This is a genomic window from Nonomuraea sp. NPDC005983 (assembly GCF_040614375.1).
Classification (GTDB): domain Bacteria; phylum Actinomycetota; class Actinomycetes; order Streptosporangiales; family Streptosporangiaceae; genus Nonomuraea.
Genome location: NZ_JBEXUP010000069.1, coordinates 24,643 through 45,651, shown reverse-complemented (window position 1 = coordinate 45,651; position 21,009 = coordinate 24,643). Strand labels below are relative to the sequence as shown.

Sequence of the window (21,009 nt, the reverse complement as noted above, 5' to 3'; positions counted from 1 at the left end):
GTGGGCGAGCAGCGCCGGGTCGACGCGCAGCCCGTGCGGCGGCGCGACAGGGCGCGCGGGCGGCGCCCACACGGTCTCGACGGGGTGCGGGACGCCGGACGCGCGCACGATCGGCGCGTCGCCGAGCAGCCGGGACCAGGGGGCGGCGTCGGCGGTGGCCGAGGTGGCCAGGAGGCGAAGGTCGGGCCGGAGCGTGTCGCGGACGTCCAGGAGGAAGGCGAGGGCGGTGTCGGCGTCCAGGTGCCGTTCGTGGCACTCGTCGAGCATGACCACCTCGACCCCGGACAGCTCCTGGTCGCGTTGCAGGCGCTGGAGGAGGACGCCGGTGGTGACGACCTCCACCATCGGGTTCGCTCCGGTGTGCCGCTCGCCGCGGATGGTGTAGCTCACGCCCATCCGCCGGGCCGCGGCGCGCACCGCGAGCCGTCGCGGCTCTGCCACCAGGACGCGCAGCCCGGCCTCCGCCAGGGCGAGCGGCACGACGGTGGTCTTGCCGCTGCCAGGTGGCGCCGTCAGCACGGCCGTGCCGTGCCGTTCCAGGCTGTCGAGCAGCTCCGGCAGGACGTGACGGACGGGCAGCGGCTCAGGCGTTGACATGCGCCGCGGACAGCACGGAGTCGAGCAGGCCGGGGAAGCGGGCGTCGAGGTCGTCGCGGCGCAGGCTCATGATCTTCAGCCTGCCTTCCTGCCTGGTCAGGACGACGCCGGCCTCGCGCAGCGTCCGGTAGTGGTGCGAGGCGGTGGACTTGTGCACGCCGAGCTCGTCGCCGGCGTCGGAGCAGGTCATCTCCTTGTGGACGGCCAGCCGGGTGACGATCTCCAGGCGCACCGGGTCGGACAGCGCGCGCAGAACCTCGGTGAGCTGGATGTCTTCGGTGGCCGGATGCGGCAGCAGGCGCATCCTTCGAGCGTACCTCCGTTTTATTGTTTGACAACGATCAAATCGTACGTCAGTTTGATGAGCGACAAACCGAAGACCCTCGGAGGGTTCCTTGACTACGCGGCTCTACCCCCTGGCGCTGGGCAACTTCGCCGTCGGCACGGGGATGTTCGTCACCGCCGGGCTGCTGCCACCGATCTCCCGGGATCTCGGCATCTCCCCTTCGGCCGCGGGGCAGCTCATGACCGTCTTCGCGCTGGCCTACGCGGTCCTTTCGCCCGTGCTCGCCGCGGTGACCGCGCGCCTGTCGCGCAAGCGGTTACTGCTGCTCGCGCTGGCCGTCTTCGTCGTTGGTAACACGCTGACCGCGCTCGCGCCCACGTACTCCCTGGTCATGGCCACCCGGGTGGTCGCGGCGGCAGGGGCGGCCATGTTCACGCCGACAGCGTCGGGCGTGGCCACCGCGCTGACCTCGCCCGAGCGCCGAGGGCGAGCGCTGGCGCTGGTCATGGGCGGGCTGACCGTGTCGTCGGCGATCGGCGTGCCGCTCGGCACCTGGCTGGGCGGCGTGTCGGGCTGGCGGACCACGATCTGGCTGGTGGTCGCGCTCGGCGTACTGGGGTTCGCGGCCGTGGCGGCCGTGGTGCCGAACGTCAGGATCGCCGCCACGGGAGGGCTCGCCGAGCGGCTCGCCCCGCTGGCCGACCGGCGGGTGCTGGCGGTGCTGACCACGCAGTTCCTCATGTTCGCCGCCGCGTTCGCCGCCTACACCTACATCGGCTCGCTGTTCGACCTGCCGCTCCCCGCCGTGCTGTGGGCCTGGGGGCTGGGCGGCATCGTCGGCAACCAGCTCGGCGGGCGGCTCACCGACGCGTACGGGCCGCGCCGGATGGTGCTGATCGGGCTGGCCGCGTCGACGGTGTTCATGGGGCTCATCCCCGTCGCGAACCTGGCGCTGCCCGTGGCCCTGGTGTGGGCGTTCCTGTGGGGCGTGCTCGGCTGGCTGATCGCGCCCGCACAGCAGTACAGGACGGTCGCCGCGGTGCCGGGCAACGTGCCGATCGGGCTCGGCCTGCTCTCCTCGGCGCAGTACTTCGGGCTGTTCGTGGCGGGCATCACGGGCGGGCTCGCGCTCGACCGGTACGGCAGGGCCGGCGTGATCGTCCTGGCGACGGCACTCGGCGTGGTGGCGGTGCTGTTCACGGTCGCGACCTACCGGCCGGTCGCGGAGGCGGCGAGGGAGGGGGAGCCGGTCGAGGTCAGCCCTGGGCCGGGATCCAGCCGAGGCTGACCGAGAGGATGACGAACAGCCCCAGGACGATCCGGTAGACGACGAACCAGGTGAAACGGTGGTGGCTGATGTACTTCAGGAACCAGGCCACCGCCGCGTACCCGACCACGAACGAGATGACCGTCGCCACGATCGTCGGGCCCCAGGCGGGGGACTGGCCCTCGCCGATCTTGGCGACCTCCAGCAGGCCCGACGCCAGCACGGCCGGGATGGCCAGCAGGAACGAGTACTTGGCGGCGTCCTCTCTGCGGTAGTCGAGCAGGAGGCCCGCCGTGATGGTGCCGCCCGAGCGGGAGACGCCGGGGATCAGCGCCAGCGACTCGGCGAAGCCGTAGACGATGGCGTGGGTGGCGCTGAGGTGCTTCTCCAGCGTCAGTTTGTTGCGCGCGGTGCGGTCGGCCCACCACAGGATGACGGCGAAGACCACCAGCGTGGTGCCCACCAGGCGAAGGTCGCGGAAGACGGTCTCGATCTGGTCCTTGAGCAGCAGGCCGAGGACGCCGATCGGGAGGGTGCCGATGATGACGTACCAGCCCATCCGGGCGGCCCAGTGCTCGCGCAGGGACGGGGTCCACAGGGAGCGGGTCCAGGTGGAGATGATCTCCCAGATCTCTTTCCTGAAGTAGATGAGGACGGCCGCCTCGGTGCCGAGCTGGATCACGGCGGTGAAGGCCGCGCCGGGGTCGGGCCAGTGCAGGAACGCCGAGACCACCCGGATGTGTGCGCTGGAGGAGATGGGCAGGAACTCCGTAAGCCCCTGGATGAGCCCCAGCACCACCGCTTCGAGCCAGCCGATCACGTGGACACCTTCCGGAAACGCCTGCGGAGTGACGAGGTGAGGCTAGCGGAAACGAGGGCCGGGCAGTTGCTCGCGTGGGGGGTGCAGGGGCGATGGTCGTCCCTTGGGATTACGGGCGGGCCCAGGCGTCGGCGTTCGCTCTGGCGTAGTCGGCGAAGTCGCGGGCGGGCCTCCCAAGCGCCTGCTGGACGCCGTCGGACAGGTGGGCGTTGCGGCCGTCGAGGACCTCGGCGAACAGCCCGTTCAGCGCCTCCACCTCCTCCTCGGGCACGCCGTGCGCGATCGCGCCCTCGGCGTACTGCTCGGCCGTGACCGGCACGTACGTGATCTGCCTGCCGGTCGCCCTGGACAGCTCGGCCGCGACGTCCGTGAAGGTCAGGAGCCTGGGCCCGGTCAGCTCGTAGAGCCGGCCCGCGTGCCCGTCGCGGGTCAGGGCAGCCACCGCGACGTCGGCGATGTCGTCCACGTCGACGAACGGCTCGGCCACGTCCGCGACGGGCAGCGCGATGACGCCGTCCAGCACCGCCTCCAGCAGGTAGCCCTCGCTGAAGTTCTGCATGAACCAGCCGCAGCGGACGATCGTCCAGTCGAGCCCGGACGCCTGCATGATCCGCTCGCTCGCCTCGGCCTGCGGCTCGCCCCTGCCCGACAGCAGGACCAGCCGCTTGACGCCGCTGCGGACGGCGAGCGCGGTGAGCGCCTCGATGTCCTCCACCGCGCCGGGGAAGGCCAGGTCGGGGTAGTAGGCCACGTAGACGGCGTCGACGCCCTCCAGGGCGGGCGCCCAGGTGGCCCGGTCCGTCCAGTCGAAGCCCGGTTCGGCGGAGCGGGACCCGATGCGCACGGGAACGTCGAGAGCGGCGAGCCTGTCAGCCACACGGCGGCCGGTCTTGCCCGTGCCGCCCAGCACCAAAGTTGTCATGCCTCTAGTAAGCCGTCATTCCGTGAGACTATCCATGCTTGAAGAGCGCAATCTCATATGCGATCGTCTAACTCATGGACCAATTGGCTGCCCTCCTCGACGGCCCCCGAGCCCGCGGGGCCTTCCTGCTCCGCTCGCTCCTCGACCCGCCCTGGTCACTGCGCATCCAGGACGAGGCCCCGCTCACGCTGGTGGCGATGGTGCGCGGAGGGGCGTGGATCGTCCCGGAGTCGGGCGAGCCCGTGCCGCTGCTCCCTGGGGAGGTGGCGGTGCTGCGCGGCCCCGAGCCGTACACGGTGGCGGACGAGCCCGGCACGTCCCCGCAGATCGTCATCCATCCCGGCCAGCGCTGCACCACGCTCGACGGCCAGTCGATCTACCAGGCGATGGACCTGGGCGTCCGCACCTGGGGCAACAGCCCGGAGGGCGCCACCATCATGATCACCGGAACGTACCAGCTGGAAGGCGAGGTCAGCAGACGGCTGCTCGAAGCGCTGCCGCCGCTGCTCGTCCAGCCGGGCGGCACGGTCATCTCGCTGCTCGGCGCCGAGGTCGGCAAGGACGAACCGGGCCAGGAAGCGGTCCTCGACCGGCTGCTCGACCTGCTGCTCATCTCCGTGCTGCGCTCCTGGTTCGCCACCCACGACGCCCCCGCCTGGTACCGCGCGCAGGGCGACCCGGTGGTCGGCAAGGCCATGCGGATGCTGCACAACAACCCCGCGCACCCGTGGACCGTCGCCAACCTCGCCGCCGAGGTCGGCGTCTCGCGGGCGTCGCTGGCCAGGCGCTTCACCGACCTGGTGGGCGAGCCGCCGATGTCCTTCCTCACCGACTGGCGCCTCGCCCTCGCCGCCGACCTGCTGCGCGAGCCCGACGCCACGGTCGGCTCGGTCGCCAGGCAGGTCGGCTACGCCAGCCCGTACGCGCTCAGCGCCGCCTTCAAACGGGTGCGCGGGATCAGCCCGCAGGAGCACCGCACGGGAGCGGCACAGTGAAACCGCTCCTGCTCGTCGACGTCGACGGCGTCCTGAACCCGATGGGACGTCCCACGCCCGACTTCAGGCGCTACGAGTGCAACATCGGCGGGCACGCCTACACCGTCCACCTGAACCCCCGGCACGGCACCAGGCTGCTGGAACTGGCCGTGCAGACCGGTTCCGAGCTGGTCTGGGCGACCACCTGGGAGGAGCACGCCAACGAGTGGATCGCGCCCCGCCTCGGCCTGCCCGCCCTCCAGGTCGTGCCCATGGGGCCGTTCGAGCCGAGCGGGCGCGGCGAGATGTTCAAGACGCCGTACGTGGCCGCCTACGCGGCAGCGCTCGGGCGCAGGCCGTTCGTCTGGTTCGACGACCAGGTCTGGCTGGAGGACGAGGAGTATCTCAGGGGCCATCAGGGACTGGACGATTTCCTGCTCGTCCACGTCGACCCGCGACACGGCCTGACCAGCGAACACCTCGCCAGAGCCAGGGAGTGGCTGACCCTGTCAGGGTTTTCTCGGGGTCCCTGACGGGATATCGACCGCCTGCCTGCGCGTTTTCCAGGTAGGTGCGATTCACTGGAGGGAAACCATGTACCGCTCACGAGAGCATCGGATGCTGGCAGGAGTCTGCGGCGGCCTCGCCGACAGGATGGGCCTGCCGCCGACGCTCGTCCGGATCATCTGGCTGATCCTCTCGCTCCTCCCCGGCCCGATGTGGGTCGTCTACGTCGTGATGTGGATCCTCATCCCGGAGGAGCCGAAGCGCTACTGACCCACCGCCCGGTGAGCGCGGCCTCGACCTGCGTGCGCTCATGTCCGGAAGGGGTTCTATCCTCAAAGGCATGAGGGCAAGGCCGCTGACGCTCATCCAGGACGAACTCGTCGACTACGACAAGGCGATGGAGCGCATGACCGACCTGGTCGGTCAGCGCCAGCGCGACGAGCGTCCCGACACCCTCTGGCTGCTGAGCCACCCGTCGGTCTACACGATCGGCCGCCGCACGCCGGTCGACCACCTGCCCGACCCCGCGCGCGGCATCCCCGTCATGGAGACCGGGCGCGGGGGGCAGCTCACCTACCACGGCCCCGGCCAGCTCGTCGGCTACCTCATCGTCAAGCTCGGCGAGGAGGAGGGCATCGTCGACTACGTCCGCGAGGTCGAGCTCCGGCTGGTCGAGGCGCTCGGCAGGCTCGGCCTTCCGGCTGAGCGCCGCGACACCCCGCCCGGCTCGGAGCTGCTGACGGGCGTGTGGACGTCCGAGAGCGGCCGCAAGATCATCTCGATCGGGATGAGGCAGAGCCGTGGCGTCACGAGCCACGGCTTCGCCCTCAACGTCGACGGCGACCTGGAGCCCTGGCACTGGGCGATCGCCTGCGGCATGCCCGACGTCGACATGACCTCGCTCAGGCGCGAGCTCGACGGCCGCGCGGACGTGTCCATGGACGACGTCCGCCCGGTCGTGGCCGCCGCCTTCGAGGCGTCCTAGCCGGTGGGCACCTCGTCGACGTCGACCGTGCGGCGGGGGCCGGTGAACCAGTGCCTGGCCGACAACGCCCACCACAGGGCGATGCCGATCAACACGACGCCGACGAGGATCGGCGCGTAGTTCACGTCCGTCCAGGCGAAGTTCTTGTTGCCGGGGATGGCCGAGGGCTTGAGCGGCAGGATGAAGTAGATGGAGACGACGATGATCTCCACGCAGGCGATCCACCCCATGACCCGATATTTCCTGCCCAGCGTCCACGGGCCGGGTTCGAACCTGTCACCCATCTTCAGCCTGAGCCAGATCGGGATCAGGAACGCCAGATAGAGGCCGACGACCGCGATCGACACCACCGCGTAGAACGCCACCGGGGTGGTCTGCCCGGCGGGCGCGTACAGCGCGGGCAGCGTGATCAGCGCGGCCACCACGCAGCCCGCGATGATCGCGTTGACCGGGGTGCGGTTGCGGTCCACCTTCGACCACAGTCGCCAGCCGGGCACCGCGCCGTCGCGGGAGAACGCGTACGTCATCCGTGACATCGAGGTCACGCAGCTCATGCCGCAGAAGAACTGGCCGATCGTGGAGATCGCGAAGATCGCCGTCGCCAGGGGAGAGGACAGCGCGGTCTCGAAGATGGCGCCGACGAAGCCGCCCTGCTTGTTGATCTCGTCCACGTCGGTGGCGGCGAACAGGAACGCCAGCAGCAGGATCCAGCCGCCGATCGCCGAGTAGAAGATCGACTGCCACAGGCCGCGCGCCGCCGTCCGCGCCGCGCCCTGCGTCTCCTCAGAGACGTGCGCGCACGCGTCGAAGCCGGTGATCGTGTACTGGGTGAGCAGGAAGCCGAGCGGGAGCACGTAGAACCAGAACGGCAGCCCGCTGTCACCGTGGCCGAAGCCGGAGTTGTTGATCGTGTCGGTGAAGACGAAGCCGAGCGTCTGGTGCTTGCTCGGCGCGAAGACCAGGATGGCCACCACGATCGCGGCTCCCGCCACGTGCCACCAGACCGAGACGTTCTGGAGCAGCGAGATGAGCCGGTGGCTGTAGATGTTGATCAGCGCGTGCAGCACCAGGATGATCACGAACAGCAGGAAGGCCTGCGAGAGCGTCGCCTCCCAGGCTCCGCCGGTCAGCCGGTTGATGGTGATGTTGAGGAAGGTGGCGCAGCCGTAGTCGACGGAGGCCGTGACCGCGATGAGGCCGATCAGGTTGAGCCAGCCGGTGAACCAGCCGTGCACCGGCTTGCCCATGGTGGCGGCCCACCAGTAGATGCCGCCGGCGGTCGGGTACGCCGAGACCAGCTCCGACATGCAGAAACCGATGATCAGGATGAACAGGGAGATCAGTGGCCAACCCCATGAGATGGCGATGGGGCCGCCGTTGTTCCAGGCTTGACCGAAGGTGGTGAAGCAGCCGGCGAGGATCGAGATGATGGAGAAGGAGATGGCGAAGTTGGAGAAGCCGCTCCAGGTTCTCGCCAGCTCCTGCTTGTAGCCGAGCTCGGCGAGCCGCCTGGAATCCTCTTCTGTTGTCATGAGATCTCCCTGTGAACGCGGAGTGCTCAGTAATTGGTCCAGGTTTAGACCATTTCCTTCCGCGTGACAAGGTGTGACAAGGTAATTTCGCGCCTGTCAGGACCTCAGAGAGCGTGTGGTCGTCAGTGGCTGAAGGCGTCGATCGCGGCCTGGCTGAACGCCTTGAGGTCGTCTGGCCTGCGGCTGGTGACCAGGGTGTTCGGGCCGCTCGTGCAGATCACCACCTCTCTGTCGACCCAGGTGGCGCCCGCGTTGCGGAGGTCCGTCTGAAGGCTGGGCCAGGAGGTGAGCGTGCGGTCGCGCACCACGTTCGCCTCGATCAGGGTCCACGGCGCGTGGCAGATGGCCGCCACCGGCTTGCCCGCGTCGAAGAAGTCGCGGACGAAGCGCACCGCCTGTGGCTGGGTGCGCAGGAAGTCGGGGTTGGCGACGCCGCCCGGCAGCACGAGCCCGTCGAACTCGGACGCCGAGGCGTGGTCGACCGTGGCGTCCACGGCGAAGCGGACGGCCTTGTCGAGGTGGTTGAAGGCCTGGATCTGGCCGGACTCGGTGGAGATCAGCGTCGGCGTGCCGCCCGCCTGCTTGATCGCCTTCCACGGTTCGGTCAGCTCCACCTGCTCCACCCCTTCCGGGGCGACGAGAAAGGCGATGGTCTCGCCGTTCATCAGGGCCCCCCTTTCCGAGTGATGCCTCTACCCGCCCCTATCCGGCTCGGCCCGATGTATGCGGCAGGAGTCAGGCGGTGACCTGCGCCGGAGGCGTGAGGCGGGCGGTGAGGCGGTGGAGGGCGATCAGGAGGTAGCCCACGATGACGAAGCCCGCCACGAGCCCGAGCGCCGCCAGCGTGAAGCCCGACCAGCCCAGCCGGTCCACGTTCAGGAACGGGTAGACGTACCGCCGGGCCGTCGTCTCGGGCAGCAGAGACGCTCTGATCAGCACGAACGCGCCGTACAGCAGCGGGAACGCCAGCCATCTGGCCGGGTCGGCCCAGCGGGGGCGGCGCGTCCTGTCGAACGCCAGCCAGTCGACCAGCGCCATGACCGGTGTCACGTAGTGCAGCAGGAAGTTGCCCACCTGCCGGACTCCGCCGCCGAGCAGCGGCAGCGGGTTCGCGCCCCTCATCAGGAAGAAGTGCGCGACCAGCCCGGTGATCACGAGGTAGAGCGTGACGGCTCCCTTGAGCGTGGGGGACGTCCTGAGCGTGCCCGGGGTGTCGCGCCCCAGCAGCCGCCAGCCGTAGTAGAGCGCCAGGATGAGGTTGCTCTGGCCGGTGAAGTACACCCACGGGGTGCGCAGCGACACCCCGAGGCAGACGAGCCCGGCGACGGCCGCACAGACCAGTAGTAACCGCCAGATCGTCCGCATGCCGCCACCTTACTGGCGCTCAGCGGCGTGTGGGGCGGGCTTCAGGAGTGCGGTCGGGCGGGTCTGAAACGGGCGTGCAGGGCCCAGGCTGCGGCGGCGCCGACGGCGTACCAGAACAGGTCCGGCGGGTTGAACGTGCTGCCCAGCAGCGGGCGCAGCACCGTGGGGACCTCACCGAGCTGGGCGAACTCGATCGCCCAGCTCAGCCCGGCCGCCAGCAGCGCGGCGACCATCGGCCGGACATGTCGCCAGGCGAGCACGATAAGCGCATAAATCAGGACTGTGTACAGCGCGTCACCGGCGTACTTCGCCACCGGTCCGTCCCACAGCGCGCGGACGCCGAGCCCGGCCACCACGGTGAGGGCGGCGGCGACGAGAACCGGCAGACGCGACACGCCGCCCACCGTAGCGGCACGGGGAAGGCTCACGGGCAGCGGCACGGGGGATGGCCCCGCCACCACCAGGAGATCGCGTTTGACCGCCCGGCTAGCATCGGCGTACATGAGCGCGACCATGGTGGTGAAGGATCTGGGGGCCGGTCACGGCGAGCGGGTCCTGTTCTCGGGCCTCGACCTGGTGATCAGTCCCGGCGATGTCATCGGCCTGGTGGGCGCCAACGGCGCGGGCAAGTCGACGTTGCTGCGCCTGCTCGCCGGGCTGGACCAGGCGGAGCAGGGTGCGGTGCGGCTGAGCCCGGCGACGGCCACGGTGGGCCACCTTCCCCAGGAGCCCGAGCGCAGGCCGGGCGAGACCGTCAGCAGGTTCCTCGCCAGGCGCACCGGCGTCGCGCGGGCCCAGGCGGAGCTCGACGCCGCCACCGAGGCGCTGGTCGAGCAGCGGCAGGGCGCCGACGACGCCTACAGCGCGGCGCTGGAGCGGTGGCTCGCGCTGGGCGGCGCCGACCTGGCCGAGCGGGCCGAGGAGGTGGCGGCCGAGCTGGGGCTGTCCGTCGATCTGGAGCAGCCGATGACCTCGCTGTCGGGCGGCCAGGCGGCCCGCGCGGGCCTGGCGTCGCTGCTGCTCAGCCGCTACGACCTGTTCCTGCTGGACGAGCCCACCAACGACCTGGACCTCGACGGCCTGGAGCGGCTGGAGCGCTTCGTCACCGGCCTGCGCGCGGGCACGGTGCTGGTCAGCCACGACCGCGAGTTCCTGGCCAGGACGGTCACCAGCGTGCTCGAACTGGACCTGGCCCAGCAGCAGATCAGGCTGTACGGCGGCGGCTACCAGCCCTACCTGGAGGAGCGCGAGGTGGCCAGGCGGCACGCCCGCGAGCAGTACGAGCAGTACGCCGACACCCGCTCCCAGCTGGAGGCCCGCGCCCGCACGCAGCGCGCCTGGATGGAGAAGGGTGTGCGGAACGCCCGGCGCAAGGCGTCCGACAACGACAAGATCGGACGCAACATGCGGGTTGAGACGACGGAGAAGCAGGCTGCCAAGGCCCGGCAGACGGAGAAGCTGATCGACCGGCTGGAGGTGGTGGAGGAGCCGCGCAAGGAGTGGGAGCTGCGCATGGAGATCGCGGCGGCGCCGCGTTCCGGCGCGGTGGTGGCCACCCTGCGCGGCGCGGTGGTCAGGCGCGGGTCGTTCACGCTCGGCCCCGTCGACCTGGAGATCGGCTGGGCCGAAAGGGTGGCGATCACCGGGGCGAACGGCTCGGGCAAGACCACGTTGCTGGCCGCGCTGCTCGGCCGGGCTCCGCTGGAGGAGGGGCACGCGGCGCTCGGCCCCGGGGTCGTGGTGGGCGAGGTGGACCAGGCCAGGGGGCTGTTCGAGGGCGACGAGCCGCTGCTCGACGCGTTCTGCGCGCAGGCGCCCGGCCTGCTGCCCGCCGACGTGCGGACGCTGCTGGCCAAGTTCGGGCTGAAGGCCGCGCACGTGCTGCGTCCGGCCGCGACGCTCTCGCCCGGCGAGCGCACTCGCGCGGCGCTGGCGTTGTTGCAGGCCAGGGGGGTGAACCTGCTGGTGCTCGACGAGCCGACGAACCACCTCGACCTGCCCGCGATCGAGCAGCTGGAGTCGGCGCTGGCCGGTTACCCCGGCACGCTACTCCTCGTCACGCACGACCGGCGGATGCTCGACGCGGTGCAAGTCGATCGGCGGCTGCGGGTGGACAACGGGCAGGTCTCGGGCGATGCCTGAAAATTTACACCGCAATAGGAAACGAGAATGAAACAATTTTCCGTCACTCGTTGACACGCGGTCTTCCTATGGTGTGCCTTTCTCTACACAGGAAACCCCCGCCTGAAGGTGAGGCACTTATGAGGAAATGGTTCGCGCGCCTGGCGGTACTGGGCGTCGCGCTATTAGTAGCAGGTCAGGGCCAGGCCGCCCTGGCTCAGGAGCCCTCAGCGGGGAAGAAGATCGTCCGTGTGGGTGCGACGCAGGCCGTCGATTCGATGAACCCGTTCTCGGCGGTTCGTCTGGTCTCGACGTCGATCCATCGCTGGATGTACGGGTACCTGACGGTTCCCGACCCCAAGACGCTGCAGCCCAGCCCGGACCTGGCCGAGTCGTGGACCACGTCCCCCGACGGGCTCACCTGGACGTTCAAGATCCGTAACGCCAAGTGGTCCGACGGCCAGCCGATCACGGCCGAGGACGCGGCCTGGACGTTCAACAAGATCATGACCGACGACGCCGCCAAGACCGCCAACGGCCCGTCCGTCGAGAACTTCTCGAGCGTCACGGCCAACGGCCAGGACTTGGTCATCAAGACCAAGGCCCCGCAGGCGTCCATGCTCGACAACCCCATCCCGATCATGCCCAAGCACGTCTGGGAGAAGGTCACGGACCTGGCCAAGTACGACGCCGACGTCTACCCGGCGGTGTCGAGCGGCCCGTACATCGCGGTCGAGCACAAGAAGGACCAGTACGTCAAGCTCAAGGCCAACCCGGACTACTGGCGGGGCAGGCCCAAGATCGACGAGCTGCAGGTCATCTTCTACGACAACCCCGCGGCCTCGATCGTCGGCCTGAAGAAGGGCGAGATCGACCTCATCGGCCGGCTGTACCCGCCGGACTTCGAGGCGCTCAAGGGCGCCCCCAACGTCGTGCAGTGGAACCAGCAGGGCCGCCGCGCCGCGTACCTGCAGATCAACCACGGCGCCACGACGACCGACAACAAGCCGATCGGTGACGGGCACCCCGCGCTGAAGGACCCGAAGGTGCGGCAGGCGCTGCACTTCGCGATCGACAAGCAGAAGCTCGTGGACGAGGTGCAGGGCGGCCTGGCCAAGCCGGCCGACGGCTCGATCATCCCGCCCATGTACAAGGACTTCTTCTGGGAGGCCACCGGCGAGGAGAAGGTCACCTACGACCCGGCCAAGGCCAACAAGATCCTCGACGACGCGGGCTACAAGAAGGGCGCCGACGGCGTCCGGACGATGCCCGACGGCAAGAAGAAGCTCGAGTTCCGCTTCGCCATCCACACCGACACCCCGGTCGAGGACAAGCTCGCCGAGTACCTGACGGGCTTCTTCAAGGAGATCGGCATCACGCTGACCACCCAGAAGCTCGACTCCAGCAAGTTCACCGAGCAGACGGGCGTCACGGCGCTGTTCGACATCGCGATCAGCGGCTGGTCGGTCAACCCCGACCCCGAGGAGATCCTGGCGACGCACCTGTGCAGCCGCAGGCCCACGCCGTCGGGCGAGGGCGGCGGCACCGAGTCGTTCTACTGCGACCCGACCTTCGAGAAGCTCTACCAGGAGCAGCTCAAGGAGCTCGACAGGCCCAAGCGCGCCGAGATCATCAAGAAGATGGAGGAGCGCCTCTACACCGACGCTCCGGTCATCGCCATCTACTACCCGAACGACCTGGAGGGGTACCGCAAGGACCGGATCACCAGCATCACCTCGATCCCCGAGGAGAACGGCCTGCTGTACGGCGGTAGCGGCTACTGGCCGTTCTACACCCTGGACGCGGTCGCGACCTCGTCCGGCGGGTCCGGCAGCGGCGGCGGCTCCAACACCGGCGTCATCGCCGGCGTGGTCGGCGGCGTGGTGGTCATCGGCCTGGTGGTGTTCTTCCTGAGCAGGCGGCGCAAGGGCGTCGCGGACGAGCGCGAATGACCACACCGCTCGAAGCAGTGGAACCCGCCGTCGCGCAGACGGCGGGTTCCGGCGATGAGCGCCCCATCCACCGGGGCACGCTGCGGTACGCGCTGTCCAAGGCCGGTGGGGCGCTGCTCAGCATCGCCATGGTGATCGTCGGGACGTTCTTCGTGTTCCGTCTGCTGCCGGGAGACCCGGTGCGCACCCTCGCGCAGGGCCGCAACATGACCCCGGAGCAGCTCGACCTGGAGCGGCACCGGCTCGGCCTGGACAAGCCGCTGATCGAGCAGTTCTTCGACTTCGTCGGCAGGACCCTCCGGCTCGACCTCGGCACCTCCTACGAGTTCAAGCGTCCCGTCCTCGACCTGATCGGCGAGCGGCTGCCGGCCACGCTGCTGCTCGCGGGCGTGGGCCTGGTCATCGCGGTCAGCCTCGGCCTCTGGCAGGGCACGCGGGCGGGCTGGCGGCCAGGCAGCCGCTTCGACCGCTTCTCGACCGGCGTCTCGCTGGTGCTCTGGTCCGTGCCGACGTTCTGGCTGGGCCTGCTCCTGCTCATGGTGTTCGCCGCGGGCATCGGCCCGATCCCCGGCATCTTCCCCACCAGGGGCATCGAGAGCGTCGACGCGCCCGACGGCTTCGCCTACATCCTGGACGTGGGCATGCACATGGTGCTGCCCTGCCTGACCCTGGTGGGCGTGGTCTACGCCCAGTACCTGCTGGTCATGCGCTCCTCCCTGCTGGAGGAGGTCAGCCAGGACTACGTGACCGTCGCCCGGGCCAAGGGCCTGCGCGACGACGAGGTGCGGAGCCGCCACGCGATCCCCAACGCGCTGCTGCCCACGGTGACGCTGGTCTTCATGCGCATCGGCTTCGTGGTCGGCGGCGCGGTCACCGTGGAGGCCATCTACAGCTGGCCCGGCCTCGGGCAGCTGTTCTACAGGGCGATCAAGGTGCCTGACTTCGCGCTCATGCAGGGCACGTTCATGCTGATCACCGTCTCGGTGATCCTCATGAACACGCTGGCCGACGTGGTCTACCACGTCCTCGACCCGAGGGTGAGGTCGGCATGAGCAGTGTCGCCTGGACCCGAAGGCGGCTGGCCTTCGGCCGCTTCTGGAAGGACTTCCGCCTGCACCGGGGCGGGGTCGTCGGGCTGGCGGTGCTCGTCCTGGCGGTGGTGCTCGCGCTCGTCGCGCCGCTGTTCATCGACGAGAGCGTGACCAGCGTGGTGAGCGGCACGAGCGCCGAAATGTCGGCCCCCAGCCTGGACAACCCGTTCGGCACCGACGAGTCGGGCCGGTCGATACTGCTGCTGGCCTGGTGGGGCTCGCGCACCTCGCTGCTCATCGGCTTCCTCGCCGCGCTGCTCAGCATCGTGATCGGCACGGTCATCGGCATCGCGGCCGGGCACTTCCGCGGCTGGCTGGGCGCGACCCTCATGCGGATCACCGACTGGTTCCTCGTCCTGCCCTCGCTGGTGACGGCCCTGGTGCTGGCGGCCATCCTGGGCGGCAGCACGCTCACGATCATCATGGCGATCGGCGTGACGACCTGGCCCGCGACGGCCCGGTTGATCAGGGCGCAGGCGCTGGCCGTGGAGGCCAGGCCGTACATCGAGCGGTCGAAGGCGCTCGGGGCGGGGCACTGGCACATCACGACCAGGCACGTCCTGCCCAACGTGGCGCCGCTGCTGCTGGCCAGCACCACGCTGGAGGTGGCCAGCGCGATCGTCACCGAGTCGACGCTCGCGTTCCTCGGCGTCAGCGCGAACAAGACGTCGTGGGGCACCATGCTGCGCGGCTCCTACGACTGGAACGCGGCCACCAACGGCGCGTGGTGGTACATCCTCATCCCCGGTCTGTGCATCCTGGCGGTCGTCATGGCGTTCACGCTGTGCGGCCGGGCGCTGGAGGCCGTGCTCAACCCGCGACTGCGGAGGGCCACGTGAGAGAGCGAAGCGAACGAACCAGCAGACACAGCAGTCTGACTCGTGCGGCCGACGAAGTTGGACGCATGAGTCTTCTAGAACTGGACGACGTCAGCGTCACCTACCGCATCGCCTCGGGCGAGGTGCCCGCCGTGCGCGGGGTCTCGCTGAAGCTGGACGCGGGGTCGGCGCTCGGAGTCGCCGGTGAGTCGGGATCCGGCAAGTCGACGCTGGCCATGGCGCTGCTGCGGCTGCTGCCGCGCGACGCCCGCGTCGGCGGCCGGATCCTGCTCGACGGCGAGGACGTCCTCGCCATGAAGTGGGGACGGCTGCGGGCGGTGCGCTGGGCGGAGGCGTCGATCGTCTTCCAGGGCGCCCAGCACGGCCTGAACCCGGTGCGCAGGATCGGCGACCAGATCGCCGAGCCGCTGCTCGTGCACGGCCTGGCCAAGCAGGAAGGGGCCCGCAAGCGCGTCGCCGAGCTGCTGGAACAGGTCGGCCTGCCCACCTGGCGGGCGCGCAGCTACCCGCACGAGCTGTCGGGCGGGCAGCGGCAGCGCGTGATGATCGCGATGGCGCTCGCCTGCTCGCCGCGGCTGATCATCGCGGACGAGCCGACCACCGCGCTCGACGTGATGGTGCAGGCGCAGGTCCTGACGCTGATCAAGGAACTGGTCGCGGAGCAGGGCATCTCCCTGATCATGATCTCGCACGACCTGTCGGTGCTGGCGGACGTGTGCGACCAGCTCGCCGTCATGTACGCGGGCCGCGTCGTCGAGAACGGCCCGTCCCGCGAGGTGTTCCACGACGCCAAGCACCCCTACAGCAGGGCGCTGGCAGCGGCCTTCCCCACGGTGGGCGACCCGGTCTCGCGGCTCGCGCCCAAGGGGCTCGGCGGCGACCCGCCCGACCCCATGCAGCTGCCGACCGGCTGCTCGTTCCATCCGCGCTGCCCGGTGGCTCTGGAGGAGTGCGCGACACTGGCCGTGGACCTCTGGCCGGCGGGCGACAGCCGTACCGCCGCGTGCGTCCACGTCCGGGCTAAGGAGGAGGCGTCGTGACCGAGACGCAGACGTCCGCGGAGACCGGCGCCGGCAGCTCCACCGGGTCCCGCGCCGCCCTGCTGGAGGCGCGCGACCTGCGGGTGGAGTTCCCCTCGCGCGGGCGGCGCGCCCGCGCGGTCGACGGCGTCAACCTGTCGGTCGGCGAGGGGGAGATCGTCGCGCTGGTCGGCGAGTCCGGCTGCGGCAAGACGACGCTCGCCCGGACCCTGCTCGGGCTCGAACGTCCCACCTCCGGCTCCGTGCTGTACGGCGGGACCCCGCTGAACTACGGCTCCAAGGCGCTGCGGGCCTACCGGAGAGAGGTGCAGCTCGTCCTGCAGGACCCGACGGGCTCGCTCAACCCCCGGCACACCGTCTACGAGGCGGTCGCCGAGGGCCCGCGCATCCACGGCCTGCCCGACGAGGCGGAGATCGTCTCCTCGGCCCTGTCCAGGGCCGGGCTCCGGCCGCCCGAGCGGTTCTTCCTGCGCTACCCGCACGAGCTGTCGGGCGGGCAGCGGCAGCGGGTGGTGATCGCCGGGGCGCTGGCGCTCAACCCCAAGGTGCTGATCGCCGACGAGCCGGTGGCCTCGCTCGACGCCTCCGTCCGCGGCGAGATCCTGGCGCTGATGCTGAAACTGCGCGACGAGCTGGGCCTGGGCGCCCTGGTCGTCACGCACGACCTGGGGCTGGCCTGGAACATCGCCGACCGGGTGGCGGTGATGTACCTGGGCAGGATCGTCGAGTCCGGGCCTGTCGAGCAGGTGCTGACCGCGCCGCAACACCCGTACACGCAGGCCCTGATGTCGGTGCTGCCCGAGTCGCCGGAACGGGTGGTGCTGACGGGCGAGCCGCCCGACCCGACGCGGATTCCCGGCGGCTGCCGCTTCCACGCCCGCTGCCAGGTGCTGGCCTCGGGCCGGGCCGCCGAGGCGGGGATCGACGCCAGGTGCCGGACGGAGGCGCTCGCAGTCCTGCCCGCCGTGGCCGACGCCCAGGCGGCCTGCTACTACGCGCAGCACACGGCCTGACGACCGGTGGAGGCGGCGGTCCAGCCGCCTCCACCGGGTTCAGGCGCGGAAGGCGTCGGCGTGCTCGGCCGCCCACTGGGCGAAGGAGCGCGGCGGGCGGCCGGTGACCTGCTCGACCGTCGGGACGACGGTGTAGCCGATCTCGGGCGTGTTGCCGAGGGCGCCGATGAGGAACTCGATGGTCTGCTCGCCCATGCCGTCGCCGCGCCACTTGGCGCGGGCTTCGTCCGGGGTGAGCTCGACGAACGTGATCTCGCTGCCGATCGCCTCGCCGAGGATGCGGACCTTCTCCGCAGTGGTGATCGCCTCGGGGCCCGTCAGCGTGTACGACCTGCCGGCGTGGCCGTCGGAGGTCAGGACGGCGGCGGCGACGGCCGCGATGTCGCTCTCGTGGACCATGGCGCTGAGCCTCCCGCCGAACGGCTCCCTGATCATGCCCTCCGTTCTGATCGACTGGGCCCACCACTGCAGCGTGTTGGCCATGAACTCGACCGGGTTGAGCAGCGTCCACTCCAGGCCGGTCGCGGCCAGCGCCTGCTCCAGCGGGCCGTCCGCGCGCCCGCCCAGCACGGTGACCTTGCGGACACCCGACCTGACCGCCAGTTCCGCGATCTTGTCGCCGTTCTCGAGGGGCGCGTAGTCGTCGCCGGCGAAGTTGATCAGGTGGGCGGCGGTGACGCCGTGGAAGGCGGCCTCCAGGGTCTCGGGGGCGGCCATGTCGCCCGCGACGACCTCGACGCCTTCCGGCAGGCCGGCCTTGGTCGGGTTCCTGGTCAGTGCGCGGACCTGGTGGCCTGCTTTGACCAGCTCGTCCACCACGAGGCGGCCGACGGTTCCGGTGGCACCGGTGACGAGGACGGTCATCCTTGGCTCCTTCATTGGGAACGGAACGTTCTGCTCTTAGACTAGCAGAACGGAACGCTTCATTCCAACATTTTGATCGTCAACCGTGAGTCATTAGTCCTTTGCGTATGGTTAGGTAATCTTTGACTGATCGCGCCGGGAGTGGGGTAAAGGGTTGTCAAGTTTCGGCTGGCGTCATTCGCTGTTCGCGCCCGCGGTGGCCCTGGTGGTCTCGGCGTTGTTACTGGTCGCAGGGGCGGTGGAGTGGCTGCTCAAGTCCGTGGGAGCGACCACGGCTCCCCGGGCGGCCGAGCTCGTGGTCACACTCATCATCGCGGTCTTCCTGACGGCCGTCCTGCGGATCGCGCGGGCCGTCCCCGACCTCCAGCGCGAGAGTGCCGCGACCAAGCGCGCCAGGACGAACATCAAGGCGGTCAAGCCGTCGCAGGACACACTGGTGGGGCGGCGGCTGGTGCTCTTCCAGGAGGCGGCCGACGCAGGGAACGACTGCGAGGCGGTGCTGAGCGCCCGCTCCGCCCTGGACGAAGGCGAGATGGCCAACAAGCACCACCTCGACCACGCGCTCATCTGGGCCCTGCCGGTGTTCGGATTCATCGGCACCGCGCTGACGATGGCCGCCATGGTCACCTCGTTCTCGGAGGGCCTGGGCGACGACGGCGACCCCTCCAAGCTGATGACCGCGCTGAAGGCGCAGGTGCTGCCCGAGCTGGCGTCCGCGTTCGGCGTCACGCTGATCGCGCTGTTCCTGAGCGTGCTGGCGTTCGGCGCGATGGCGCTGGTCGAGCGGGCGGAGCGGGAGGCTGTCGGCGCCGCGGACGAGGTGTTTCTGATCTACATCGCACGCCTGCCGGCGAAGCAGGCGGCTCCCGCCATGAACGGGCTGGCCCAGGAGCTGGCCATCTCCAGGGGACGCACCGAGGAGCTCGTCAAGGGCCTGGACGCGCTGCGCACCGCCGTGGAGCGGCTGAGCGCGGTGGAGAGCAGGCCGCAGCGCTACACCCTGGTGAGAGAGCAGTGAGGAAGCGTTCCACCAGGGCTTTCGCCCCGCCGCTCGACCTCCGCTTCATCGACCTGTTCATGGCGATCATCCTCGCGCTGTCGTTCGTCGCGATCATGCTGACCGTCGTGGCGCGGATGCTCCCCAGCGCCGACTCGGCGCGTCCCGCGCGCAGGGAGAGCGTGGCCGAGCTGAAGCGGCAGCTCGAAGCGGCCGTCGCGGCCCAGCAGCAGGCCCAGGCCCAGCTGGACGCCGCGCAGGCGCAGGCCGCCGAGCAGTCCTCCTTCGGCCTGCCCTGGTGGCTGATCGGAGGCTGCGCCCTGCTCGGTCTGCTCGCCGTGTTCCTGACCTGGCGGGTCCGCCTGCGCAGGAACGGCGACCTGCCGCGGTTGCGCAGCTGGCTGCTCGTCACCCTGGTCATCGCGGCCGTCACCTGGGCGATCAGGTCGCAGAGCGACGGCCAGGGCTACCTGCTGCTCGCCGAGATCCCCTGGTGGGCCGCCGACGCCCTGTGTCTCGGGCTCATGCTGGTCGCGTACGTGCTGGTGTCCCACATTCAGACCAGCCGCACCACGCTCGCCGAGTTCAGGACGCGCTCGGCCCGCTGACCTGGCTGCGCTCCTGGAGGGGCTGGTAGTCCTTCAGCGTGATGGCGGTGGCGGCCCGGTGGATGGCCCCGGCGATGCGGTCGATCATCTTGTCGCGTCCGGGCAGGTGGGGGAGCAGCTTGATCATCTTGAGCTGGAACCAGATGGCCGCGCGTGAGGGGATGACCATGCCCTTGACGTTCGCGGGGCCGAGCTGCTGGTTGGCGTCCACGAACGCGCGCATCTCGCGCTCGTAGCCGTCGAACCCGTCGCCGGCCGCCAGCTCGCCCGCCAGCACGTACGCGCCGACCAGGGCCAGGCTGGTGCCCTGCCCGGACGCCGGCGACGCGCAGTAGGCCGCGTCGCCCACCAGCACGACCCGCCCGCTCGACCAGCGGTCCATGTGGATCTGGGTGAGCGAGTCGAAGTAGAAGTCCTTGGCGTCGCGCACGGCGTCGAGCAGCGCGGGCACCTCCCACTCCACCCCCGCCATGGCCTCGGCGAGCAGCTCCTTCTGCTGCTCGGTGTCGCGGAAGTCGTAGGAGAGCGGCTTCGACGACCACATGAACAGCGCCTTGGCGTTGCTGTCCTGGCGGGTGCTGTAGACGTTCGCGGTGCGGCCGGGTGCGGCGTGCACGGCCTCCTCGCGGTCGAGCCCGAGGTGGTTGGGGACGGTGCAGATCGAGATGTAGTAGCCGAGGTCGCGGGCGAACCTGGACTCCTCGCCGAAGGCCAGCCGCCGGGTGTTGGAGTGCACGCCGTCGGCCCCGATGACCAGGTCGAACCGGCGCGGCGCGGACCGCTCGAACGTCACGGTGCCGTCGTCGGCGATGCCGGTGATCGAGTCGTCGAAGATGTACTCGACGTGGTCGCGGGTGAGGTCGTAGAGGATCTCGTTCAGGTCGCCGCGCATGATCTCGGCGTCGCCGCTCTGGCGCCCGCCGAACAGGTCGGCGTCCATGGTCGCGACCCGCCTGCCTGAGCCGTCGTAGTGGGTGGCGATCCGCATGTCGGTGCTGCGGGCCCTGATCGCGTCCAGGACGCCCATGCGCTCGGCCACGTCGAGGGCGGCGCCGCGCACGTCCACCTTGTAGCCGCCCTCGCGGATCGCGGGCGCCCGCTCGACCACGGTCGGGTTGAAGCCGTAGTGCTTGAGCCAGTACGCCGTCGCGGTGCCGGCGATGCTCGCGCCGGAGATCAGGATGTCCATGCCGAGAACTGTACAAGTGTCTTAGAAGTTTGTCTAGGAC

Annotated in this window: 23 protein-coding genes; 13 read left to right on the top strand and 10 right to left on the bottom strand. The window is 70.0% G+C overall.

Annotation, left to right across the window (positions count from 1 at the left end):
- Both ABZ297_RS27340 and ABZ297_RS27335 read right to left on the bottom strand, forming a co-directional pair.
- Positions 1-597: DEAD/DEAH box helicase (locus ABZ297_RS27340; RefSeq protein ID WP_355351437.1), on the bottom strand; the 597-nt coding region annotated here is incomplete at its 3' end.
- Entirely contained in the window at positions 584-901 is a 318-nt protein-coding gene (locus ABZ297_RS27335; RefSeq protein ID WP_355351435.1) for a metalloregulator ArsR/SmtB family transcription factor, read from the bottom strand. The genes ABZ297_RS27340 and ABZ297_RS27335, both read right to left, overlap by 14 nt.
- 91 nt (positions 902-992) lie before the next feature.
- Between ABZ297_RS27335 and ABZ297_RS27330 the strand changes: the two genes are divergently transcribed.
- The gene (locus ABZ297_RS27330) at positions 993-2,171 is read left to right on the top strand and encodes an MFS transporter (protein WP_355351433.1); all 1,179 of its coding nucleotides are present in this window, start codon (positions 993-995) and stop codon (positions 2,169-2,171) included.
- Here ABZ297_RS27330 and ABZ297_RS27325 read toward each other — a convergent pair.
- Both ABZ297_RS27325 and ABZ297_RS27320 read right to left on the bottom strand, forming a co-directional pair.
- Positions 2,140-2,970: an undecaprenyl-diphosphate phosphatase gene (locus tag ABZ297_RS27325; protein WP_355351431.1), complete on the bottom strand. Its 831-nt coding sequence runs from the start codon at positions 2,968-2,970 to the stop codon at positions 2,140-2,142. The genes ABZ297_RS27330 and ABZ297_RS27325 overlap by 32 nt on opposite strands.
- A gap of 109 nt (positions 2,971-3,079) precedes the next feature.
- Positions 3,080-3,892: an NAD(P)H-binding protein gene (locus tag ABZ297_RS27320; protein WP_355351429.1), complete on the bottom strand. Its 813-nt coding sequence runs from the start codon at positions 3,890-3,892 to the stop codon at positions 3,080-3,082.
- Between the two features lie 74 nt (positions 3,893-3,966).
- On the opposite strand from ABZ297_RS27320, the gene ABZ297_RS27315 reads away from it, so the two are divergent.
- The 4 genes from ABZ297_RS27315 (at position 3,967) to lipB (ending at position 6,358) form a co-directional block, all read left to right on the top strand.
- Positions 3,967-4,887 carry an AraC family transcriptional regulator gene (locus ABZ297_RS27315; RefSeq protein ID WP_355351427.1) on the top strand — a complete coding sequence of 307 codons (921 nt, stop codon included), beginning with the start codon at positions 3,967-3,969 and terminating at the stop codon, positions 4,885-4,887.
- The gene (locus tag ABZ297_RS27310; RefSeq protein ID WP_355351425.1) at positions 4,884-5,399 is read left to right on the top strand and encodes an HAD domain-containing protein; all 516 of its coding nucleotides are present in this window, start codon (positions 4,884-4,886) and stop codon (positions 5,397-5,399) included. Before ABZ297_RS27315 ends, ABZ297_RS27310 begins: the two co-directional genes overlap by 4 nt.
- 61 nt (positions 5,400-5,460) lie before the next feature.
- Positions 5,461-5,643, top strand: coding sequence for a PspC domain-containing protein (locus ABZ297_RS27305; RefSeq protein WP_350804037.1), 183 nt, complete (start codon positions 5,461-5,463; stop codon positions 5,641-5,643).
- Between the two features lie 70 nt (positions 5,644-5,713).
- Positions 5,714-6,358 (top strand): lipoyl(octanoyl) transferase LipB, encoded by a 645-nt coding sequence (gene lipB, locus ABZ297_RS27300; protein ID WP_355351423.1) that lies wholly within the window; start codon positions 5,714-5,716, stop codon positions 6,356-6,358.
- Here the strand turns inward: lipB and ABZ297_RS27295 are convergent.
- The 4 genes from ABZ297_RS27295 to ABZ297_RS27280 all read right to left on the bottom strand — a co-directional run bounded on the left by ABZ297_RS27295 (position 6,355) and on the right by ABZ297_RS27280 (position 9,758).
- Positions 6,355-7,890, bottom strand: a complete 1,536-nt coding sequence (locus ABZ297_RS27295; RefSeq protein ID WP_355351421.1) for an amino acid permease — start codon at positions 7,888-7,890, stop codon at positions 6,355-6,357. The genes lipB and ABZ297_RS27295 overlap by 4 nt on opposite strands.
- A gap of 122 nt (positions 7,891-8,012) precedes the next feature.
- Positions 8,013-8,555 (bottom strand): type 1 glutamine amidotransferase domain-containing protein, encoded by a 543-nt coding sequence (locus ABZ297_RS27290; RefSeq protein WP_355351419.1) that lies wholly within the window; start codon positions 8,553-8,555, stop codon positions 8,013-8,015.
- 70 nt (positions 8,556-8,625) lie between these two features.
- Complete coding sequence (locus ABZ297_RS27285) at positions 8,626-9,255, bottom strand: Pr6Pr family membrane protein (protein ID WP_355351417.1); 630 nt, start codon at positions 9,253-9,255, stop codon at positions 8,626-8,628.
- Positions 9,256-9,296: 41 nt separating this feature from the next.
- On the bottom strand, positions 9,297-9,758 hold the full coding sequence (locus ABZ297_RS27280) for a DUF2809 domain-containing protein (RefSeq protein ID WP_355351415.1): 462 nt from the start codon (positions 9,756-9,758) through the stop codon (positions 9,297-9,299).
- On the opposite strand from ABZ297_RS27280, the gene ABZ297_RS27275 reads away from it, so the two are divergent.
- From ABZ297_RS27275 to ABZ297_RS27250, 6 genes are all read left to right on the top strand, one after another.
- The gene (locus tag ABZ297_RS27275) at positions 9,757-11,397 is read left to right on the top strand and encodes an ABC-F family ATP-binding cassette domain-containing protein (protein ID WP_355351413.1); all 1,641 of its coding nucleotides are present in this window, start codon (positions 9,757-9,759) and stop codon (positions 11,395-11,397) included. The two genes, ABZ297_RS27280 and ABZ297_RS27275, sit on opposite strands and share 2 nt — an antisense overlap.
- Before the next feature lie 119 nt (positions 11,398-11,516).
- On the top strand, positions 11,517-13,328 hold the full coding sequence (locus tag ABZ297_RS27270; RefSeq protein WP_355351411.1) for an ABC transporter substrate-binding protein: 1,812 nt from the start codon (positions 11,517-11,519) through the stop codon (positions 13,326-13,328).
- Positions 13,325-14,380, top strand: a complete 1,056-nt coding sequence (locus ABZ297_RS27265; protein WP_355351409.1) for an ABC transporter permease — start codon at positions 13,325-13,327, stop codon at positions 14,378-14,380. Before ABZ297_RS27270 ends, ABZ297_RS27265 begins: the two co-directional genes overlap by 4 nt.
- Positions 14,377-15,258, top strand: a complete 882-nt coding sequence (locus tag ABZ297_RS27260; RefSeq protein WP_355351407.1) for an ABC transporter permease — start codon at positions 14,377-14,379, stop codon at positions 15,256-15,258. Before ABZ297_RS27265 ends, ABZ297_RS27260 begins: the two co-directional genes overlap by 4 nt.
- Positions 15,259-15,323: 65 nt before the next feature.
- A complete protein-coding gene (locus ABZ297_RS27255) occupies positions 15,324-16,298 on the top strand; it encodes an ABC transporter ATP-binding protein (protein WP_355351405.1) in 975 nt (324 codons plus the stop codon).
- An 83-nt stretch (positions 16,299-16,381) separates the two neighbouring features.
- Entirely contained in the window at positions 16,382-17,311 is a 930-nt protein-coding gene (locus ABZ297_RS27250; protein ID WP_355351439.1) for an ABC transporter ATP-binding protein, read from the top strand.
- A 39-nt stretch (positions 17,312-17,350) separates the two neighbouring features.
- Here the strand turns inward: ABZ297_RS27250 and ABZ297_RS27245 are convergent, their stop codons facing one another.
- On the bottom strand, positions 17,351-18,175 hold the full coding sequence (locus ABZ297_RS27245) for an NmrA family NAD(P)-binding protein (protein WP_355351403.1): 825 nt from the start codon (positions 18,173-18,175) through the stop codon (positions 17,351-17,353).
- 154 nt (positions 18,176-18,329) lie between these two features.
- Here ABZ297_RS27245 and ABZ297_RS27240 point away from each other — a divergent pair, with 154 nt between their 5' ends.
- Together ABZ297_RS27240 and ABZ297_RS27235 are read left to right on the top strand one after the other, a co-directional pair.
- The gene (locus tag ABZ297_RS27240; protein ID WP_355351401.1) at positions 18,330-19,193 is read left to right on the top strand and encodes a hypothetical protein; all 864 of its coding nucleotides are present in this window, start codon (positions 18,330-18,332) and stop codon (positions 19,191-19,193) included.
- On the top strand, positions 19,190-19,780 hold the full coding sequence (locus ABZ297_RS27235) for a hypothetical protein (RefSeq protein WP_355351399.1): 591 nt from the start codon (positions 19,190-19,192) through the stop codon (positions 19,778-19,780). Before ABZ297_RS27240 ends, ABZ297_RS27235 begins: the two co-directional genes overlap by 4 nt.
- Here the strand turns inward: ABZ297_RS27235 and ABZ297_RS27230 are convergent.
- Positions 19,758-20,969, bottom strand: coding sequence for an FAD-dependent monooxygenase (locus ABZ297_RS27230; RefSeq protein ID WP_355351397.1), 1,212 nt, complete (start codon positions 20,967-20,969; stop codon positions 19,758-19,760). The two genes, ABZ297_RS27235 and ABZ297_RS27230, sit on opposite strands and share 23 nt — an antisense overlap.
- Between the last annotated feature and the right edge of the window lie 40 nt (positions 20,970-21,009).